Origin of the sequence: Marininema halotolerans (genome assembly GCF_900116235.1) — a bacterium.
Lineage (GTDB): Bacteria > Bacillota > Bacilli > Thermoactinomycetales > DSM-45169 > Marininema > Marininema halotolerans.
Genome location: NZ_FPAA01000018.1, coordinates 1 through 15,635 on the forward strand (window position 1 = coordinate 1; position 15,635 = coordinate 15,635).

General features: G+C 36.0%; 25 protein-coding genes and 2 pseudogenes. All 27 read left to right on the plus strand.

All coding sequences use genetic code 11. The features are described from left to right. On the plus strand, nt 1–375 hold a 375-nt coding region (locus CHX35_RS16285; RefSeq protein WP_140413643.1), incomplete at its 5' end, for an RNA-guided endonuclease TnpB family protein. A gap of 114 nt (nt 376–489) precedes the next feature. Continuing rightward, nucleotides 490–1,065: a barstar family protein gene (locus CHX35_RS16290; RefSeq protein ID WP_091839560.1), complete on the plus strand. Its 576-nt coding sequence runs from the start codon at nt 490–492 to the stop codon at nt 1,063–1,065. 379 nt (nt 1,066–1,444) lie between these two features. Continuing rightward, a complete protein-coding gene (locus CHX35_RS16295) occupies nt 1,445–2,107 on the plus strand; it encodes a DUF7003 family protein (protein WP_091839563.1) in 663 nt (220 codons plus the stop codon). A 15-nt stretch (nt 2,108–2,122) separates the two neighbouring features. Then, nucleotides 2,123–2,323 carry a golvesin C-terminal-like domain-containing protein gene (locus CHX35_RS18190; protein WP_483869407.1) on the plus strand — a complete coding sequence of 67 codons (201 nt, stop codon included), beginning with the start codon at nt 2,123–2,125 and terminating at the stop codon, nt 2,321–2,323. A 29-nt stretch (nt 2,324–2,352) separates the two neighbouring features. Next, nucleotides 2,353–2,523: pseudogene (locus CHX35_RS18065) on the plus strand (hypothetical protein); the annotation flags it as partial. 12 nt (nt 2,524–2,535) lie between these two features. Then, the gene (locus CHX35_RS18175; RefSeq protein ID WP_176392151.1) at nt 2,536–2,757 is read left to right on the plus strand and encodes a GH-E family nuclease; all 222 of its coding nucleotides are present in this window, start codon (nt 2,536–2,538) and stop codon (nt 2,755–2,757) included. Nucleotides 2,758–2,766: 9 nt separating this feature from the next. Next, nucleotides 2,767–3,333: a suppressor of fused domain protein gene (locus tag CHX35_RS16305; protein ID WP_091839568.1), complete on the plus strand. Its 567-nt coding sequence runs from the start codon at nt 2,767–2,769 to the stop codon at nt 3,331–3,333. Between the two features lie 256 nt (nt 3,334–3,589). Continuing rightward, nucleotides 3,590–3,940, plus strand: coding sequence for an SMI1/KNR4 family protein (locus CHX35_RS16310; RefSeq protein WP_091839570.1), 351 nt, complete (start codon nt 3,590–3,592; stop codon nt 3,938–3,940). A 488-nt stretch (nt 3,941–4,428) separates the two neighbouring features. Beyond that, nucleotides 4,429–4,830 (plus strand): DUF4279 domain-containing protein, encoded by a 402-nt coding sequence (locus CHX35_RS16315; RefSeq protein WP_091839573.1) that lies wholly within the window; start codon nt 4,429–4,431, stop codon nt 4,828–4,830. 524 nt (nt 4,831–5,354) lie between these two features. Next, the gene (locus CHX35_RS16320) at nt 5,355–5,612 is read left to right on the plus strand and encodes a hypothetical protein (protein ID WP_091839576.1); all 258 of its coding nucleotides are present in this window, start codon (nt 5,355–5,357) and stop codon (nt 5,610–5,612) included. Between the two features lie 166 nt (nt 5,613–5,778). Next, nucleotides 5,779–6,120: a hypothetical protein gene (locus CHX35_RS16325; RefSeq protein ID WP_140413644.1), complete on the plus strand. Its 342-nt coding sequence runs from the start codon at nt 5,779–5,781 to the stop codon at nt 6,118–6,120. After that, nucleotides 6,105–6,533 (plus strand): hypothetical protein, encoded by a 429-nt coding sequence (locus CHX35_RS16330; protein WP_091839582.1) that lies wholly within the window; start codon nt 6,105–6,107, stop codon nt 6,531–6,533. The genes CHX35_RS16325 and CHX35_RS16330 overlap by 16 nt, the downstream gene beginning before the upstream one ends. Nucleotides 6,534–6,791: 258 nt before the next feature. Further along, nucleotides 6,792–7,256: an SMI1/KNR4 family protein gene (locus tag CHX35_RS16335; protein WP_176392152.1), complete on the plus strand. Its 465-nt coding sequence runs from the start codon at nt 6,792–6,794 to the stop codon at nt 7,254–7,256. A gap of 229 nt (nt 7,257–7,485) precedes the next feature. Beyond that, a complete protein-coding gene (comJ, locus tag CHX35_RS16340) occupies nt 7,486–7,980 on the plus strand; it encodes a competence protein ComJ (protein ID WP_091839588.1) in 495 nt (164 codons plus the stop codon). Between the two features lie 27 nt (nt 7,981–8,007). After that, the gene (locus CHX35_RS16345; RefSeq protein WP_091839590.1) at nt 8,008–8,235 is read left to right on the plus strand and encodes a hypothetical protein; all 228 of its coding nucleotides are present in this window, start codon (nt 8,008–8,010) and stop codon (nt 8,233–8,235) included. Between the two features lie 297 nt (nt 8,236–8,532). After that, nucleotides 8,533–8,991 carry a hypothetical protein gene (locus CHX35_RS16355; RefSeq protein WP_091839596.1) on the plus strand — a complete coding sequence of 153 codons (459 nt, stop codon included), beginning with the start codon at nt 8,533–8,535 and terminating at the stop codon, nt 8,989–8,991. After that, nucleotides 8,984–9,340 carry a hypothetical protein gene (locus tag CHX35_RS16360; protein WP_091839599.1) on the plus strand — a complete coding sequence of 119 codons (357 nt, stop codon included), beginning with the start codon at nt 8,984–8,986 and terminating at the stop codon, nt 9,338–9,340. Before CHX35_RS16355 ends, CHX35_RS16360 begins: the two co-directional genes overlap by 8 nt. Nucleotides 9,341–9,564: 224 nt before the next feature. Continuing rightward, a pseudogene (locus tag CHX35_RS18180) lies at nt 9,565–9,816 on the plus strand (SMI1/KNR4 family protein); the annotation flags it as partial. A 474-nt stretch (nt 9,817–10,290) separates the two neighbouring features. Beyond that, nucleotides 10,291–10,695 (plus strand): hypothetical protein, encoded by a 405-nt coding sequence (locus tag CHX35_RS16370; RefSeq protein ID WP_091839605.1) that lies wholly within the window; start codon nt 10,291–10,293, stop codon nt 10,693–10,695. Between the two features lie 161 nt (nt 10,696–10,856). After that, on the plus strand, nt 10,857–11,150 hold the full coding sequence (locus CHX35_RS16375; protein ID WP_091839607.1) for an immunity protein TriTu family protein: 294 nt from the start codon (nt 10,857–10,859) through the stop codon (nt 11,148–11,150). Between the two features lie 408 nt (nt 11,151–11,558). Continuing rightward, nucleotides 11,559–12,005 (plus strand): SMI1/KNR4 family protein, encoded by a 447-nt coding sequence (locus CHX35_RS16380; protein ID WP_091839610.1) that lies wholly within the window; start codon nt 11,559–11,561, stop codon nt 12,003–12,005. Between the two features lie 174 nt (nt 12,006–12,179). Then, nucleotides 12,180–12,635: a hypothetical protein gene (locus CHX35_RS16385; RefSeq protein ID WP_091839613.1), complete on the plus strand. Its 456-nt coding sequence runs from the start codon at nt 12,180–12,182 to the stop codon at nt 12,633–12,635. A gap of 64 nt (nt 12,636–12,699) precedes the next feature. Continuing rightward, nucleotides 12,700–13,278 (plus strand): suppressor of fused domain protein, encoded by a 579-nt coding sequence (locus CHX35_RS16390; protein WP_091839616.1) that lies wholly within the window; start codon nt 12,700–12,702, stop codon nt 13,276–13,278. Nucleotides 13,279–13,410: 132 nt separating this feature from the next. Then, on the plus strand, nt 13,411–13,866 hold the full coding sequence (locus CHX35_RS16395; protein WP_176392153.1) for an SMI1/KNR4 family protein: 456 nt from the start codon (nt 13,411–13,413) through the stop codon (nt 13,864–13,866). Nucleotides 13,867–14,059: 193 nt separating this feature from the next. Continuing rightward, nucleotides 14,060–14,428, plus strand: a complete 369-nt coding sequence (locus CHX35_RS16400; protein WP_091839621.1) for a hypothetical protein — start codon at nt 14,060–14,062, stop codon at nt 14,426–14,428. 172 nt (nt 14,429–14,600) lie between these two features. Beyond that, complete coding sequence (locus CHX35_RS16405; protein WP_091839624.1) at nt 14,601–14,909, plus strand: hypothetical protein; 309 nt, start codon at nt 14,601–14,603, stop codon at nt 14,907–14,909. A gap of 231 nt (nt 14,910–15,140) precedes the next feature. Continuing rightward, nucleotides 15,141–15,626, plus strand: coding sequence for a hypothetical protein (locus CHX35_RS16410; protein ID WP_091839627.1), 486 nt, complete (start codon nt 15,141–15,143; stop codon nt 15,624–15,626). Nucleotides 15,627–15,635: the final 9 nt, after the last annotated feature.

A 15,635-nucleotide genomic window follows, 5' to 3' on the forward strand; every position in this document is an offset into this window, starting at 1 on the left:
GACTTTCTCCATAAACTGTCTTCGAAGCTGATTCGTGAAAACCAAACGATCTGCATCGAAAATCTTGGTGTCAAGAACATGGTAAAGAATCACAAGTTAGCCAAATCGATCACGGATGCATCCTGGTCGGAGTTTGTTGCCATGCTCACCTACAAGGCAGAATGGCATGGACGAAACGTGGTGAAGGTGGGGAAACAGTTCCCTTCCAGTCAGCTATGCTCATCCTGTGGCAACCGCAATAAGAACGTAAAAAACCTCAACCTACGAGAATGGACATGTCCTACGTGCCACTCCCATCATGATCGAGACATCAATGCATCGAAGAACATTTTGCAAGAAGGACTTCGATTACTTGCCGTTGGGACGACGGTTTAAGCTTGGATTTGATCCTGTCAGTCGATGGGAGCTTCCAAGAATCCCCCACCTCTTAGCGTTAGCGTAGGTGGGGGAGGTTCAAAATAAGTGTTTGGAGTTAAAGGGTGAGATAACGTGCTGTCTAAATTGGATAAAATTATTAATTCTAATAAACCTAGAAATGCAGTGTGCACTTCTGAAAATAAAAACATAAATATAATATCGAATTATATTAAAAAAGAGGTACAGAATAATGAATGTATTTTGTATGAAATCGATGGAAGTAAAACTTTATCAGAAAAAAGTTTCTTCAAAGAATTTAGCAATAAGATGCCTTTAATAAAAGGGTTTGGTCATAATATGGCTGCCTTTATGGATCTATTACGAACTTGTGGTTATGGATCGAACTCAGATTTTAATCATTATATATTGTGGGATAATGCTCACTTGCTTTATAAAAATAATCCTGACTTTTTTTATGAGGTTATCGATATAATGTTTGGTATTTCTAAAGAGTTGGTTGATTGCGAAAAGGAAAAAGACAAATTCCCTCTTGAATTTGTAGATTGGGAACCTACACTTTTAAGGTGTTTTATTGTTGCAGACCTTAGTATTCTCAAAGATAATTATGATTTTACAAAGCTTCATGATGAATTTTGGAACCGAATATTTTATGATAGGGAATCGAATTCTGAATTATTGATGTTATAAACACAGAATTTAATAAGAAACATTGACAAGCTTATTATACGAACAAAGTCTGCTACAAGAGAGTTAAGAAGGCACCGTCGGTCGGTATTGAGAAGATTCAAACCACTGCGGAGTATCCCTTCTAGGTCAAAGGGAAGAGGGTTGGGTGAATGCGAAGGATATGCAACGGGGAGATCCGAGGACGATAGAGGAAGCTTACTTGTAAAGCGCGTCACGATACGCAAAAGTACGTGACGGTGTATAATTTTGAAGTAGAAGATTATCACACCCTATCATATGGTAGCAAGAGTCAACGTAATTTTAAACGGCTTGTTCTTGATCATCAATCACGTCTATTTATAAAAAAAGGATGATAGTTATATCAATTTACCATGATATTATGAGTCAATTTGAAGAAGCTGCAAATTCATTTTCATTTCCAAATCCAGATAATTTTCATATAGACATGTCCCAAATGAGACTATCTGTTTTTAGAGATGAGCAACACTGGTTAATCACCTTTGAAATGGTGGGGTACTTTATACCTAGTCAAATATTTATTAATGATTTATACGCTTTTGGTAATTGTATTGAAGAAGTAGGTCCTATTCAAATGTTTGAATTTATATCGGATGATAAAGGATCTGAATTCCCTTTTATAGATGAAGAAGGGAAGTTTATAGTTTCTCCAGTAGAAGAGATGTGTATAAAAATATGGGGGGAAGACATTAGTTATTTACCTAACTTAAATGACTATCAAAAAGCTGGAATTGATAGGGAATCCTTTTCGCCAACTTCATTTATTAGAATGGTTGGTTATTTATATAATAATAAATTATGGTTGGAAGATGAAGATATTTTCTCTGCTTTGAATTTAGATAAAATAAGTTTATTCTATCGAACAGATAGTTGGAATCATGAATATGAGCACCCGAGTAAACACGGGTTTTTCGAAAATCTTGCAAAAGCGATCCAAATTGGTGACCCGGATTTAATTAAAAATGAAACTCCGAATACCCATTGGAGTAATTGGAGTACAGATATTACAGATTCTGATTATTAATCATCCTCCACCAGTCTGTCCGAGCGTTTCAGTAAGGATTTTCTCTGGAACCACAGTGGGACAGGGGAAGACATCTTTACCTGGAACTTCTCCATTCCGGGAGACACCTGCTATGATGTCTATGTGCGCTACCTCAGCTACAAGGACCGCGCCACGGATGCGCCTTATACGATTAACTATGCTGGGGGTAGCACCGTCAAAAAGGTGAACCAGTAAGAGAATAGGGGCAGTAGGTAAGCGTTGGTACCTATGCTTTTAAAAAAGGGGATGGGCAAAAAATCACCTTGAGTAATGATGCCATCGGCACCGTGATCGCCGATGCGGTGCGCCTGGTGGAACACACCACGGAGAAAGACCCTGAGAAGAAAGCCTTCACCTACGGCTACGATGCCATCGGCAAATCAAGTTGGCAATAATGTAGGGTATTGGTGATTCGGTTTGCAAAAGGAGCGAATCAAAAGGGGCAAGTTAGAAGTCAAGGTTCGTCCCTTTCCAGTAAGCATCGTGAATGGGATATCGATCATCAACCTGCGTGGACAAATAGAAATTTCCCAGATGGAGCTAAACGCAAAGGGGTATTAGATGATTATCAAAGAGAAACAAGGTTTGACTGCGCTTCTTGCAATCGAAGTCGAGGAAATAGGGAGTAGAAAAAGTACATGGATAACTATATCAGCTTTTTAGAAAAACAGTTGGGGGAAATTGAGTGTGGGTGGCGGGTAGGTGAAGGAAGTAATTATCCATTCAATATTGTGAAATACAAACGAGGTCCTTTTCCGGGGACGGTAACCTATTCTACTCTAGGGATAAGTCATCATAATTTGAAATACTCGGATTCACAAAAAGAAATTAGACAAGAGCTACTTATAGTAGCTGATTTGAATTTTGGGGATCAAAATATTCCTGGTATTCTCGAACAAGTAGGAATGAAAGCATTGGAAACTCATTCGCCGTATCTAAGGGGAGAAGTTATCGGTCCCAGAGGGCCATTGTTTCAAGACTCTTCTTTAGAAGCATTATATGTTTCTATACCTGTGTACTTTCCAGATTCATTTCATGTATTTCATAAGGATAAGGATGTACCAATTGTTCAAGCGTGGTTAATTCCCATAACTTCAGCTGAAGCTAAATTTGTTCATAAAAACGGATGGAATAAATTCGAAGATAAACTTGAAAAAGTAGACCCTGATTTAATTGATTTTAACCGGACTAGTATTATTGACTGATATATACTGAGAACTCACCTTTCGCAGGGGTTTTCTTCGCGGAAAGGTATTTTGCATAATACTTGAGGGTATATTCGAAGACAGATTAAGTACGAACGCTAGTGATGTACAATATGTTTAAACGAATTACTAGAATGAGAGGAATTAGTAATGAACAAACAGGAAATAATCGCACAGATGATGAAAGATTACGCTGTAAAAGGTGAGGGCTATTTCGACCCAATGCCCGAGAGTAAAATTATAAGAAGCGGAAGCGTTGCTAGAGGTAAATTTCCCAGATAGTTACAAATGGTATATTCAGAACTATGGTCATGGAGGCGTTGAGGGGGTAGAGATCTTAGGGATCGCCCACATTGCTATGCCTGTCGTGGAGGAAACTGTTCATTACAGACAGCATGGATTGCCTCCACAGTATGTTGTCGTTGAGGATTGTGGCGAATATGTGTACTGTTTGGATACATCCCGAATGGAGAATGGGGAGTGCCCTATAATAAACTGGGCAATATGGGAACCTATCGCTATCGATAAATTTGACGATTTCTACAGTTTTTTAGTTGATAGATTTCAAGAGGAAATTGATAATCTGGATGACGATGACGAGTTGTAATTACTATAAATGAATTCCCTATGTTTTTTAAGCTGTCGATAATTTTGCGACAGTTTTTTTATCTAACATTGAAACACTTTCACTATTATGGAATTGTAAACGGAGAATGAATAGAATTAAATACTATTCATGTCTTCTGTTGGAAGAGGGGACGGTTATAAATCCCGCATACATTTAGTGAGCTGGATGGGCATATCAACTCCTGGGGTGGGGGAAGGGCTTAAGTATAAAGAAGATCAGTGACAATCGATTGAAAAGAAGGGGAATTGATGCCCTTGAATTAAAGAGAGAATGGCTTGAAAGGAAGGCTAAAATCGCCCGCTATGATTTGTATTATGATTAAAATACAAGTCAAATATATATGTATCGTAAAGGGGAAAGGTGAAAGAATACCAACAGAATAGTATATAAAATAACATTAAAATAATGTATTAACAAATAATTTAACCATTAATATTGCGCAGAGAAGAAAAAGGAGAAGATCTTGTATGGATAAAACAACGATCATGGTTGAATTTGCGGTAATGGGTGACGAATTTCCTCCAGATGAAGTAACAAAGGCATTATCCATTAAACCGACTAGTTCATGGTTAAAGGGAGAAAAGATAGCGGATAAAAATATCACAAGAAAAGAAACTAGTTGGGCTATAAGTACTGGTTATGAAGAGTCTCTTGATATGAATGAACAATTACAAAAAATAATAGTGTTATTTGAAAATAAAAAAGCAGATTTACGTCGTGTTTCTAAGTTATATGAATTGGATTGCAAGTTTTTTGTAGTTATAAAAATAGTGGAAAATTATTGCCCGGGAATATATATAGATTGTGCTTTGGTGGATTTTTTGCGCGAAATAAAGGCGGAGATTGATATGGATCTGTATGTAACTTGATGTTCAATGACCACTATGTTTACCCGGTATCCTATACATAAGGTGCTGTAAAGCGTGTCACTGTGAAGAAAACCCCGTGACCGTGTATAATTTCGAGGTAGAAGATTACCACACGTACTTTGTTTCGGATGAGCATGTGTGGGTAACCTTACGAATTAAGGGGACTATTGGGAATGATCAGCTGACTTATATTATGGTAAGGGTTCAGTTGATGGTAACAGGGTGAAGCATATATAAGCACATGCTTCACCAGATCCTACAAAAAGAAACCATACCGTTGATTAATGAAGCATGGACAAAGAAAGGGACCTCCGTTAAAAAATGATCCAGGTGCATATCTAGTTCCTATGGGAAGAGTTGTAGGTACAAATGGGGAGACTGAGACTACTATTAGAATAGTAGTGAAACCAGGACATTTAAGATAATAACGGCTTATCCTCATAGTTTTTATAACCTCAATTTGTCAGGTGAAGTTAAACTTCACCTGATTCTATACTTTTAAAAATTGATTTAGGAGGTTACCCATGGAGATATTTCAAGATAAAGTAGTATGTCCTCGTTGTAATGGGAATGGCCTGATTTTTAAAGCTAAAATAAGTGAGTTGGATCTGATAATCTATGTTTGTGATGAATGTGATGCAACTTGGGGGAATGAAGATGATATTTTATTTAATAAATTTAGTGATTTAAGTATATTTATAAATAATTTTGGTCTAAATGAGGATGAGGTAAATATCAATATCATTACTTATTATTGGTATAGTAAAAATAAAGAGAATTAATAGGGTGTTTTTGCATAGTGCGAGTATAAAGTCGCTTTCAGTAATGAGGTGAGAACCTTGTAAGAAGGCGGCATTCTGGGCACTTACGGCTACAGCCTATACAGAGAAGACCAACCGAGCGCAGATGTACAAGCCCTATCGCTATACCACAAGCGCTGGGACCCGGATGCGGAAAGTTACAACATGGACTTCCGGAACTACGACCCCACATGCCCGCTTTGACACTCGGGACGCCTACAGCGATGCTTCCCAGGACCTGGGACTCGCGATGGACATGGCTACGGATAGCCGCTATGCCTTTGCTGTAGGAAATCTGATCACGTATAGGGAGTTGGATGGGCATATCAGCATGGTAGCTGGGGTTTATCAGAGTAATCCAGTGGGTGACTATACCAAAGGTGAAAATTTGGTAACAAGTACGATGAAGGTCTCATCCAAATGTTTGGACATAAAAAAATTTGTATTAGCAGATGGGGAAGTGAGGAAGATAAAATGGAAATTGAAATAATTCCATATCAAGGAATTATAGTTGAGGGGAAAGACATTTCATTGGGTATGAAAAGAAATGAAATATGGGAGGTATTGGGTAAGCCCATAAGTCAATTCAAAAAAACGTATTTGAGCGAACAATTGACAGATGAATATACAGGAATGCACGTGTTTTATAATAACGAAGATAAATGTGTAGCGATAGAGATGAATGATAGTTCATCTCCTGAATTTAAAGGCAGTTTTTTTTTCGATAAAAAGTTTGATGAAATTAAGCGATTGTTTGTTGAAATGGGCGATGACTCACTTGAAGTAGATGATAGTGGACTTACCTCTATTAAATACGGAATTGGTATATATATACCTGACATCGAAGAAAACGGGAATGTTGACGGCGTGATCGTATTTAAAAAAGGATACTATGAAGATTAAACAACAAGGGGTAACATTTCCTAGGATCGGCTTTTTATATATTAATAATATTGATTGACTTTCCCATTTAAAAAGATAATTACATTAGAATTAAATTTGTGAAAAGTATAATTAATTCCTTCAAGGTATAATTGAAAGAGGGATAATTATTATGTTTAGTTCTATTTTAATTTAATATAAAAACTATTTTAAGAATTAATATTGGTAAATTATAAATAAATAATACATAAATCATTTTTTATGGTGGAGGAATCAGTTGTGAACAAACGGGAAACAATCGCACAGATGATGAGGGATTATGGAGAACAAGGACTAACTTTCTTCGGATCAATATCCGAGAGTACAGTCAAAGAAGCGGAAACGATGTTAAATGTTACGCTTCCGGAAAGTTATAATTGGTATGTTCAGAGCTATGGTCATGGGGGTGTTGAAGGATCAGGTATTTTAGGAATTATCGAAAGTGACATGCCTGTTATGCCTGTTGTAGAAACGACTCTTGATTATAGACAATATGGATTGCCTCAACAGTATGTTGTCGTTGAGGATTGTGACGAATTTATTTACTGCTTGGATACAGCGCAAATAAAAAATGGTGAGTGCCCTGTAATTAACTGGGCAATATCTGACCCTGTTGCAATCCCTCAATCTGATGAATTCCTTAGTTTTTTAATAGAATCTTTTCAAGTAATAGTTGATAATTTAGATGAGGAAGATGATATTTGATTATTTCTGTTTTTTAAGCTGTTGTTATTGTTTCGGCAGCTTTTTTGTGATCTTGGAGGCATTGCAGTTCATGGTGGAATTTTATTCGCATTGTCTACAACGGATGGGCATGTCTGGGTGCATAATCCATGCGGTCGTTCTATTCAATTAATAATAGGTATTACAATGATTACTTTAAGGTGCTTCGGTACTTTATCTTTTAAATTGAATAAGAATTGAGGTGTTCAATATGAATAAGACATGGGATCGGGTTAGTTTAGATATATCTTTTTCTCAACTTTGTGTGTTTCGTGCAGATTTGAAAAATCCTTTTAATGATTGGGTCGATGAGCATGTGGAACAAGGATTTTCTTGGCGCCCTGGTTCTGTCTCATTTGCAGCATTATCCGATTGGGAATGCGACATAATCGTAAGTGTAAAAAACGAAATGCAGTTGAATGACGACTGCGTCCGTTCAATTGTAGTTCCATTTTATGTTGATAATGAAGAGGTTGCAGTAAGCAGTATCATGTCTGAAGAATATATCTTTAAAGTTCCTAAGGGGGTTTATGAACTATCTTTTCATGCTACTCCCTTAGAGGTGTCTGAAGAAGATGGGCTTTTTAGAGTAAGGTATGAACTGATTTTTATAAAATCGGATTTGCCAAAACCGAGAATACTTATAGCCGATGATGAATTAAAGCCCCCAAAAGAGTTTTTAATGCATACAAATGCTGCTTTATAGAGTAAAAATCTAGAATGAGGGGAAAACATGAATCGGCCAATTATCTTTGATTGTAGTCAGTTTGTTACCTTCGATACGTCGAACCCAAAATATGAAAAGAAGTTAAGGAGGGATCTTTCTAATCTTGGCTTTAAGGCGAAGAGAAAAAAAGAGATTGAAGTCGTTAAGTTGAACTATGGAAAAGAAGAATGGCGTGAATTTGTGCTAGAAATGGTTGATGAGGAGTATCTGGGTAACTTCGGATTTGATGAGTGACCAGAAGTAGAGGAAGTACCGAATGCTATAAAATAATCGGTGGATGTATTAAGAGAGTATGTAGATAACAAGTGGGTAGAAAATCTCTCGTTGATTTATATAGACTATGCCATAGAGGACATCACCCTTGATCGGGTTGTAAGAGAGAAAGCGGCGAGCCATGAGATACTCGATGTATTGTATGAGCATCAATACGAACAAGTTTTACTATTGAACATTGTAAAATCGTAAAAAATAATTTTTTAATCTTCGTTTCGTGATAGAGAAATTAACTATAGAAATGGAGAAGGAATCCCTATGGATAAATTATTTTTGAAGTGGATTCAAAATTATGCTGAAGATTATTTCGGACCAGGAATAGAAGTGGAAATTGATTACACAAAACACAAAATCGATAATCCTTCTTCTAAAATAACTAATATTAAATCTAATATTAAAGGAATTGAATTAATTGGAGATGCAATTGTGTGGGAAAATGGCTGTATGGACATACATATAATAAATGATAATCAAGATACGGTATTATGGGAACACCATCTTGTCGATGAAAACGTATCCTTTGATCATATATTAAGCAATTACAGAGAAGTATTTCAAAAAGGTCAGTTAAATACAGTGGATACACTGCGTACGTTTAAAATCCAAGCATCCTGTTGGAATGGAGATTGGGATGGGTTTATCGCTAGACAAGAGAAGGATCCAAGGAACTACTCTATCAATAAAGAGTGTGAGAAGGAGTCGATAAACAATGAATGAAAGATTTTTAAAATGGATTAAAAGTGATGCAAATGAATTTTTTTCATCGATCCCGATCTCGGAAGTTGAAGCTCCAGTTGGACCCAATGATTCATATACAAGAATGACAAATGTTACTGATCGATTTACTGGGAAAGTGAGCGTAAAAAATAATGGCAATTTCGAACTCGAGGTACAAGATTCTGAGGGAAAGATGGTTCTCTTTGAACATCATGAAATAGATGATACAGCGTCATTTGAGCAGCTATTAAGTCGCTATAAGGAATTGCTGAGTCAGGGTCAAATTTCAGGGACTCCGCAAACCTTGCAATATATGAGGTACCATCGTTATACGAATAGTCGTCGTTGAGGACATGGTAGAAAGGTCGTTTTATTGATAATAAGAGGGAGCACTCATTGTTTAGTGAGTGCTCCCTCTTATTATCAGAGTACAGTACAATAGGATTAGACGAAATACTTGGAATGGAGGAAGTAACAATGGGCAAACAGGAAATGATCACACAGATGATGAGAGATTACGGGGTAAAGGGTGAGGACTATTTCGACCGAACACTCTAGAGTAAAGTAAAAGAAACGGAGGCATTGCTAAATGTCGATTTTCTAGATAGTTATAAATGGTATGTTCAGAACTATGGTAATGTTGGAATTGAAGGGGCGGATATCTTAGGGATCACCCAAAATGATGTGCCTGTTGTGGAGACAACTATTGATTACAGACAGTACGGATTGCCTCAACAGTATGTTGTAATTGAGGACTGTGACGAATATGTGTACTGTTTAGATACATCCCGAATGGAAAACAGGGAGTGCCCTATAATAAACTGAGCAATAGGAGCCTATTCCTATAGATAAATCTGATTATGTCTATGGTTTTTTGGTAGATAGATTTCAAGGAACGATAGAAGATACGATCTTTCAAAATTCACTCGAAGGTAGTGATGATGGTGAGGAACTGTAAAAGAAAACACTCCTTCTAATATTAGCTTCCGATACAGTTTTTTATCATACATTGGAACCCAGTTACCTGAAAACATTGTGGTTCGAACAATTTTTAAATTAACCTATGCCATGAGTTTGAATGATGTGGTAAGGTACTTCTCCTTTAGGCGAAGGAAATGGTAAGGGTTGAGTAGTAGATGAATGGCGACTAAAGATTCCTAAGCTAAATTGGTTGTTCCTAAACTTTTAAGAAGAGGTTCAATTTAGAGAACTACTCCGATTGAAATTCGCTATGTGAGAAATACACGAACTAGGCAAGTAGAGATTTTAAGTTGAAAAGACTATTAAGGAGATGGAAAAGTGAGAGTCCAATGCATTGCGAATAAGGGAAAGGATTTACCAAAAAAATATTGGGATGCAGAAGCAGAAGAGGAATACACGGAATACTATGAGCTGAAAATCGGTCACGTATATATCGTGTATGGTATGTATTTATATAAAGATATCATTAACTATCTTGTGGCATATAGTATAAACCCAGCATTACCTTTTTGGTATCCTGCAGATTTATTCAAAGTTGTGAACCAAATACTCCCTATGGAATGGTATTTTTCGCATAGTAAAGGGACAGAAGATGAAATTACAGCAGTTTGGGGATATCAAGAACTGATGGATGATAAACATTTTGATGATTTAATGGAAAGAGAGCCAGAAGCTCTTAAAATATTTAAGAAGCGAAAAAAGGAAATTGATGAATTTATGTAGATGTCCCCAAGAAATATTTATGGGAAACAGATAAAATTAGGGATTGGGTATATATTATGGGTCCAAATTCAAATAGTTCAAGATGGAGTAAAAACGTGGGCGTTGTGTTCCAACTGAAATGCCTGAAGCTAAGAATATAAGGCACTTGGGAGGAAAATAGTATGCATGAATTTTTCTTAAATTGGGTTAAGAAAAATCAGTTGAATTTTGAAAAAATGGGTATTAAAGTAGAATTGAATGGAGTAAGAAGAGATATACCTGATCCAAAAGTTTCCTTTTCCTTTTCGTCTACTAACTGTATGAGTACTATGACGGTATGGAAGTCAAAGCTAGTAGACTTTGAAGTGCTTGATTTTAACAGTCAAAAGAGGGTGTTATATTACTACAGAGAGATTAAAGAGGAAGGAGAGTTTGACTCTATAATCCATAAAATGATTGAGCTAGTAGCAGTTTGATAGCTATTTTTTCTTTATTGGCTGACCAACTAGGCTCGATTTTATTTGAATACAATTATAAATATAAAAAAATATATATAAAATAAAAAACCGATTAAAATGTAGAGATATTTTTATTGATAATAAGAGGGAGCACTCACTAATCTATGAGTGCTCCCTCTTATTATCAGAGTACAGTACAATAAGCTTAAACGAATTACTTGGAATGGAGGGACTAACAATGAGCAAGCAGGAAATAATCGCACAGATGATGAGAGATTACGCGGTATAGGGTGAGGACTATTTCGACTCAATACCCGAGAGTAAAGTAAAAGAAATGGAGGCGTTGTTAGGTGTCGCTCTTCCAGATAGTTATAAATGGTATGTCCATCAAATGTAAGGTAATAAAAACGGAGGATTGTTCAAAAAATGCAAAAGGAAATTAGGAAACTTCTTTGTGGATTTGATGAAGATGATGTATTTTTTGGAGGCGGAGCAAGTACGGAACAGATCATTGAGTGTGAAAAAAAGCTAAATGTACAGTTCCCGGATAGTTATAAGTGGTTTATAAGAGAGTATGGTTTTGGAGGAGCTTGTGAAACTGAAATAAATGGAGTTAATATTAATTCAGGATCATTGAAAGTGGTCGAGGAAACCGAGTATTATAGAGAATTCGGCTTACCAAAGTCTATGGTTGTTATTAATAGTAGTATAGGACCCTATATTCTTTGTTTAGATACTAGTAAGATGGAAAAAGGGGAGTGTCCGGTAGTTGCTTGGGATCAGATTGAGGGTGAAGGTCTACCGGAATACAAGAATTTCTACGAATACTATATTGAAGATTTGAAACGGATTATAGAAGATGAAGGTACTTGAGCTGATTTAGTCAAATAACATCTAAAATAGAGACTTTTTACTTGTGATAAGGATTGTTATGGAGAAGAAGATAAAATAAAAAACAGAGAGTAACATCCCGCGGAGAAAAGGATGTAAACAGTTATATGGTCACTTAAATAATGGCTAGTACTATAAGTAGGGGGGGGGCGAAAGGTGTCGAATGATGTATTATTTGATTGTAGTCAGTTTGTCAGCTTTAATACAGATGATTCGTGTGTAGTGGATGACTTAAAAGCAGATTTAAAGAAGCTGGAATTTGAAAAAATAAAAATTAAAGCAGAGATTGATAATGTGAAATTACAGTATTATCAAGAAGAGTGGCTTGAATATGTTTTCGAAATGGTTGATTTGGAATTCTTGGGATATCTTCAATCTAATGAGTGGCCGCAACAAAATGAGGTACCCGTACCCATAGAAAAGTTGATTTCCGTATTAAAAAACTACGTGGATCTGAAGTTGATAAGAGACTTAAAGATCATGTTTGTTGGGTGTGCACCTGAAAAAAAGAATGAAAAATGGGTATCTAGAGTTCGGGTGACCAGTGATAAAATAATCGATGAACTTTATGAGAATCAGTTTGAAACCGTGATCATTTTAGAAGTTGATTAAGTATAGATAATCTCTAATTTTTTAGGATCAGATCTCTCTAAGGATGGGATTAGGAGGAATGGGTATGAGCGTGACAGAAGAAAAAAAAATAATAGCAAAATCAGCCCTACATTCATTTGGGGGAACACCGTCAGTATATAGATGCTGGGATGATAATAGGAATAGTCATGTGGATTTAGTAACATGCAAAAACAGACCCTACGAAGGCATAAATTCTTCTGCTACAATTGGACTTTCCGATTTTTCAATTGGGTATTCTGCAGGCGATGTTCCTTTAAGGACCGAGATTGTGGGTGCAGCTAATTCTGAGTTTGAATGGTTTCCGAATGTATTAAGTACCTGTGCCTTTAATGTGATTAATTCTCAGATGGAATGCGGTATGGGGAAAATACATCACGATGTAATCGAAATGTACTATCCTAGTTTTGAAATGAAACACATTCTCTTTGTGCCTCCATTTTTGTGGGAAGAATCGTTAAAGACCATTGATTTTCCTGATAAGAAAGTCGCATGGTTAATGGCTATACCTATTTCAGAAAATGAATATCGTTATGCTAAGGAAAAAGGAAGCGAAGCACTTGAGGATCTATTCGAGAAAAAAGAAATCGATTTTTATGATTTAAAGAGAAAATCCGTGGTATAACTCTTTTGATTATGGTGCCATTGACTAGATAAAATAGTCATGGTTCTTTTTTTATGTCTTCAAACAGATTAAGTACGAACGTTAGTGATGTACAATAAGTTTAAACCAATTACTAGAATGAGAGGAATCAGCATGAACAAACAGGAAATGATCGCACAGATGATGAGAGATTACGCGGTAAAGGGTGAGGACTATTTCGACCCAATGCCCGAGAGTAAATTAAAAGAAGCGGAAGCGTTGTTAGAGGTCGCGCTTCCAGATAGTTACAAATGGTATATTCAGAATTATGGTCATGGAGGCGTTGGGGGGGTAGAGATCTTAGGGATCACCCAAAATGTCGTGCCTGTTGTAGAGACAACTATTGAGTACAGACAGTACGAATTACCACAACAATATGTTGTAATTGAGGACTGTGACGAATATGTGTACTGTTTGGATACATCACGAATGGAAAATGGGGAATGCCCTATAATAAACTGGGCAATATGGGAGCCTATCCCTATCGATAAATTTGACGATTTCTACAGTTTTTTAGTTGATAGATTTCAAGGGGAAATTGATAATCTGGATGATGATGACGAGTTGTGATTACTATAAAATGGACCTCTTCGATGTCTGAAGATAGCGGTTGAACGAGCAAGAATTAAGCTAGCAGGAGTAATCGAGTCACAGTAATTCTATTAAGAGTCAAATTTTGAAGGAGTACGATAACAAGAAGAAAGATATTACCATCATATGGTGAAAGGATTGCGAAATGAAGGCCAAGTAAAGAGGTGTGCTGATGATATACGATGAACTGTATTGTAAGTTATTTGTAGATGCCAATATCGATTTTGATCAGTTAGTAAATATTATTACAAAAAAAACGAATGGGAAAAAAGGTTTCTTTGGTAGTATTACAACGAATTGTTGTGATATGTCTTTAATGACTAACGATGATTATAATTGTATAAAGAAACATACGAAGGGGAAAGGTTCATTTCTGTACTTTCGTTATTTCCTAGAGATTGATCCAGTAGAAAGCTGTGCTCAAGCCACATATATCGATGAGATAGGAAAATTACTTCAATCGCTTGATTCATCGGGATTTAGAGCGGTAGCTGCTTGTGATTTTGAAGAAGAACTACCGAATCAGGGATTCTTTTTGTAGGATGAGATGAAAGCAAAGTGAAGTACATGCAAAACCCCTCCAGAAAATTTGAAGGGGTTATAGGTGGATGGGCCATTTAAGGCAGGAAGAGATATTGCTAAACGCATAAGGCTATGGTTTATATGGAGCAGTGCCTAAAGTGAAAGAATTGAAATAATACAAAGGAGGAACTATGAAGGAAAAATCAATGATGGAGAGGTTATCCTATATTTTTAATTGCTATCTGAAGGGGGACCCAGTATGGATAGAGTGTGATACTTTCTGTGATGAATTTCATGATCTTTATGGTTTGAATTTTGCCGACAGTAGTATTGAGTTGTTAGGAACTGATAAACGTGAGGAACTCACAGAACTATTGAGAATTTGTTCTAGGTTTAATCCATGTATCAGTGAACACGTTAAGTATCCAAATGCATATACAAATGAAATGGATGTATATACTAAATCTACTGAGGTGTGGGAGATGATTTTTGATAAATAATCTTTGAGTTTAGAAAAGAAAATTACTGTCATTTTGCACTTTGCAGGGAATGGCTTGTAAAGTGCATTTTATTTTGCGATAGGAAAAGTCCTACATATCATGTAAAGCGTGTTACGTGTTTACGGTGACACGGAAGTGTGTGACGGTTTACAATTTAGAGGAAGAAGATTATCACACGTACTTTGTTTCGCTGCGTTCATGTTTCTAATTATTTGGATGAGGTGTTACTCTATGAAGGAGAGAAAAGAACGGTTGAAAGAGATAATATCGAGAAATAAATCAAGAAGAGAAATCGATATTATGAAAAAAGTATATAGAAACAAATGGGGATTGGAAATAGAGGTAGAGGATTTTCTTCCATTAAAAGAGTCGGAAGAGATAATATCTAATATATATAATAAAGTTATTTGGGGATATAACAATAATAAAATATATGATATAAATAGATTAATGATAAATATAAAAGAGTATATTTATAAAATGAACAATAATGAAAGGTTAATTGTATTCAATTTAAATGAGATTCCAGATTTCAAAAGAAGATATGGGTTAAAATTGGAATATAATAAAAGTGTTTTTCTTATAGAAAGTATTGTTGAATCGTGTAGATTAAATCTTGATGTAATAATCGTTGATGAATGTTTGCATTCTGGATTATGTGTAGAAGTCGAGGAACATTCGTTTTTATTTACAACATGGGGTATTGAAAAAGATTAATATGACGAC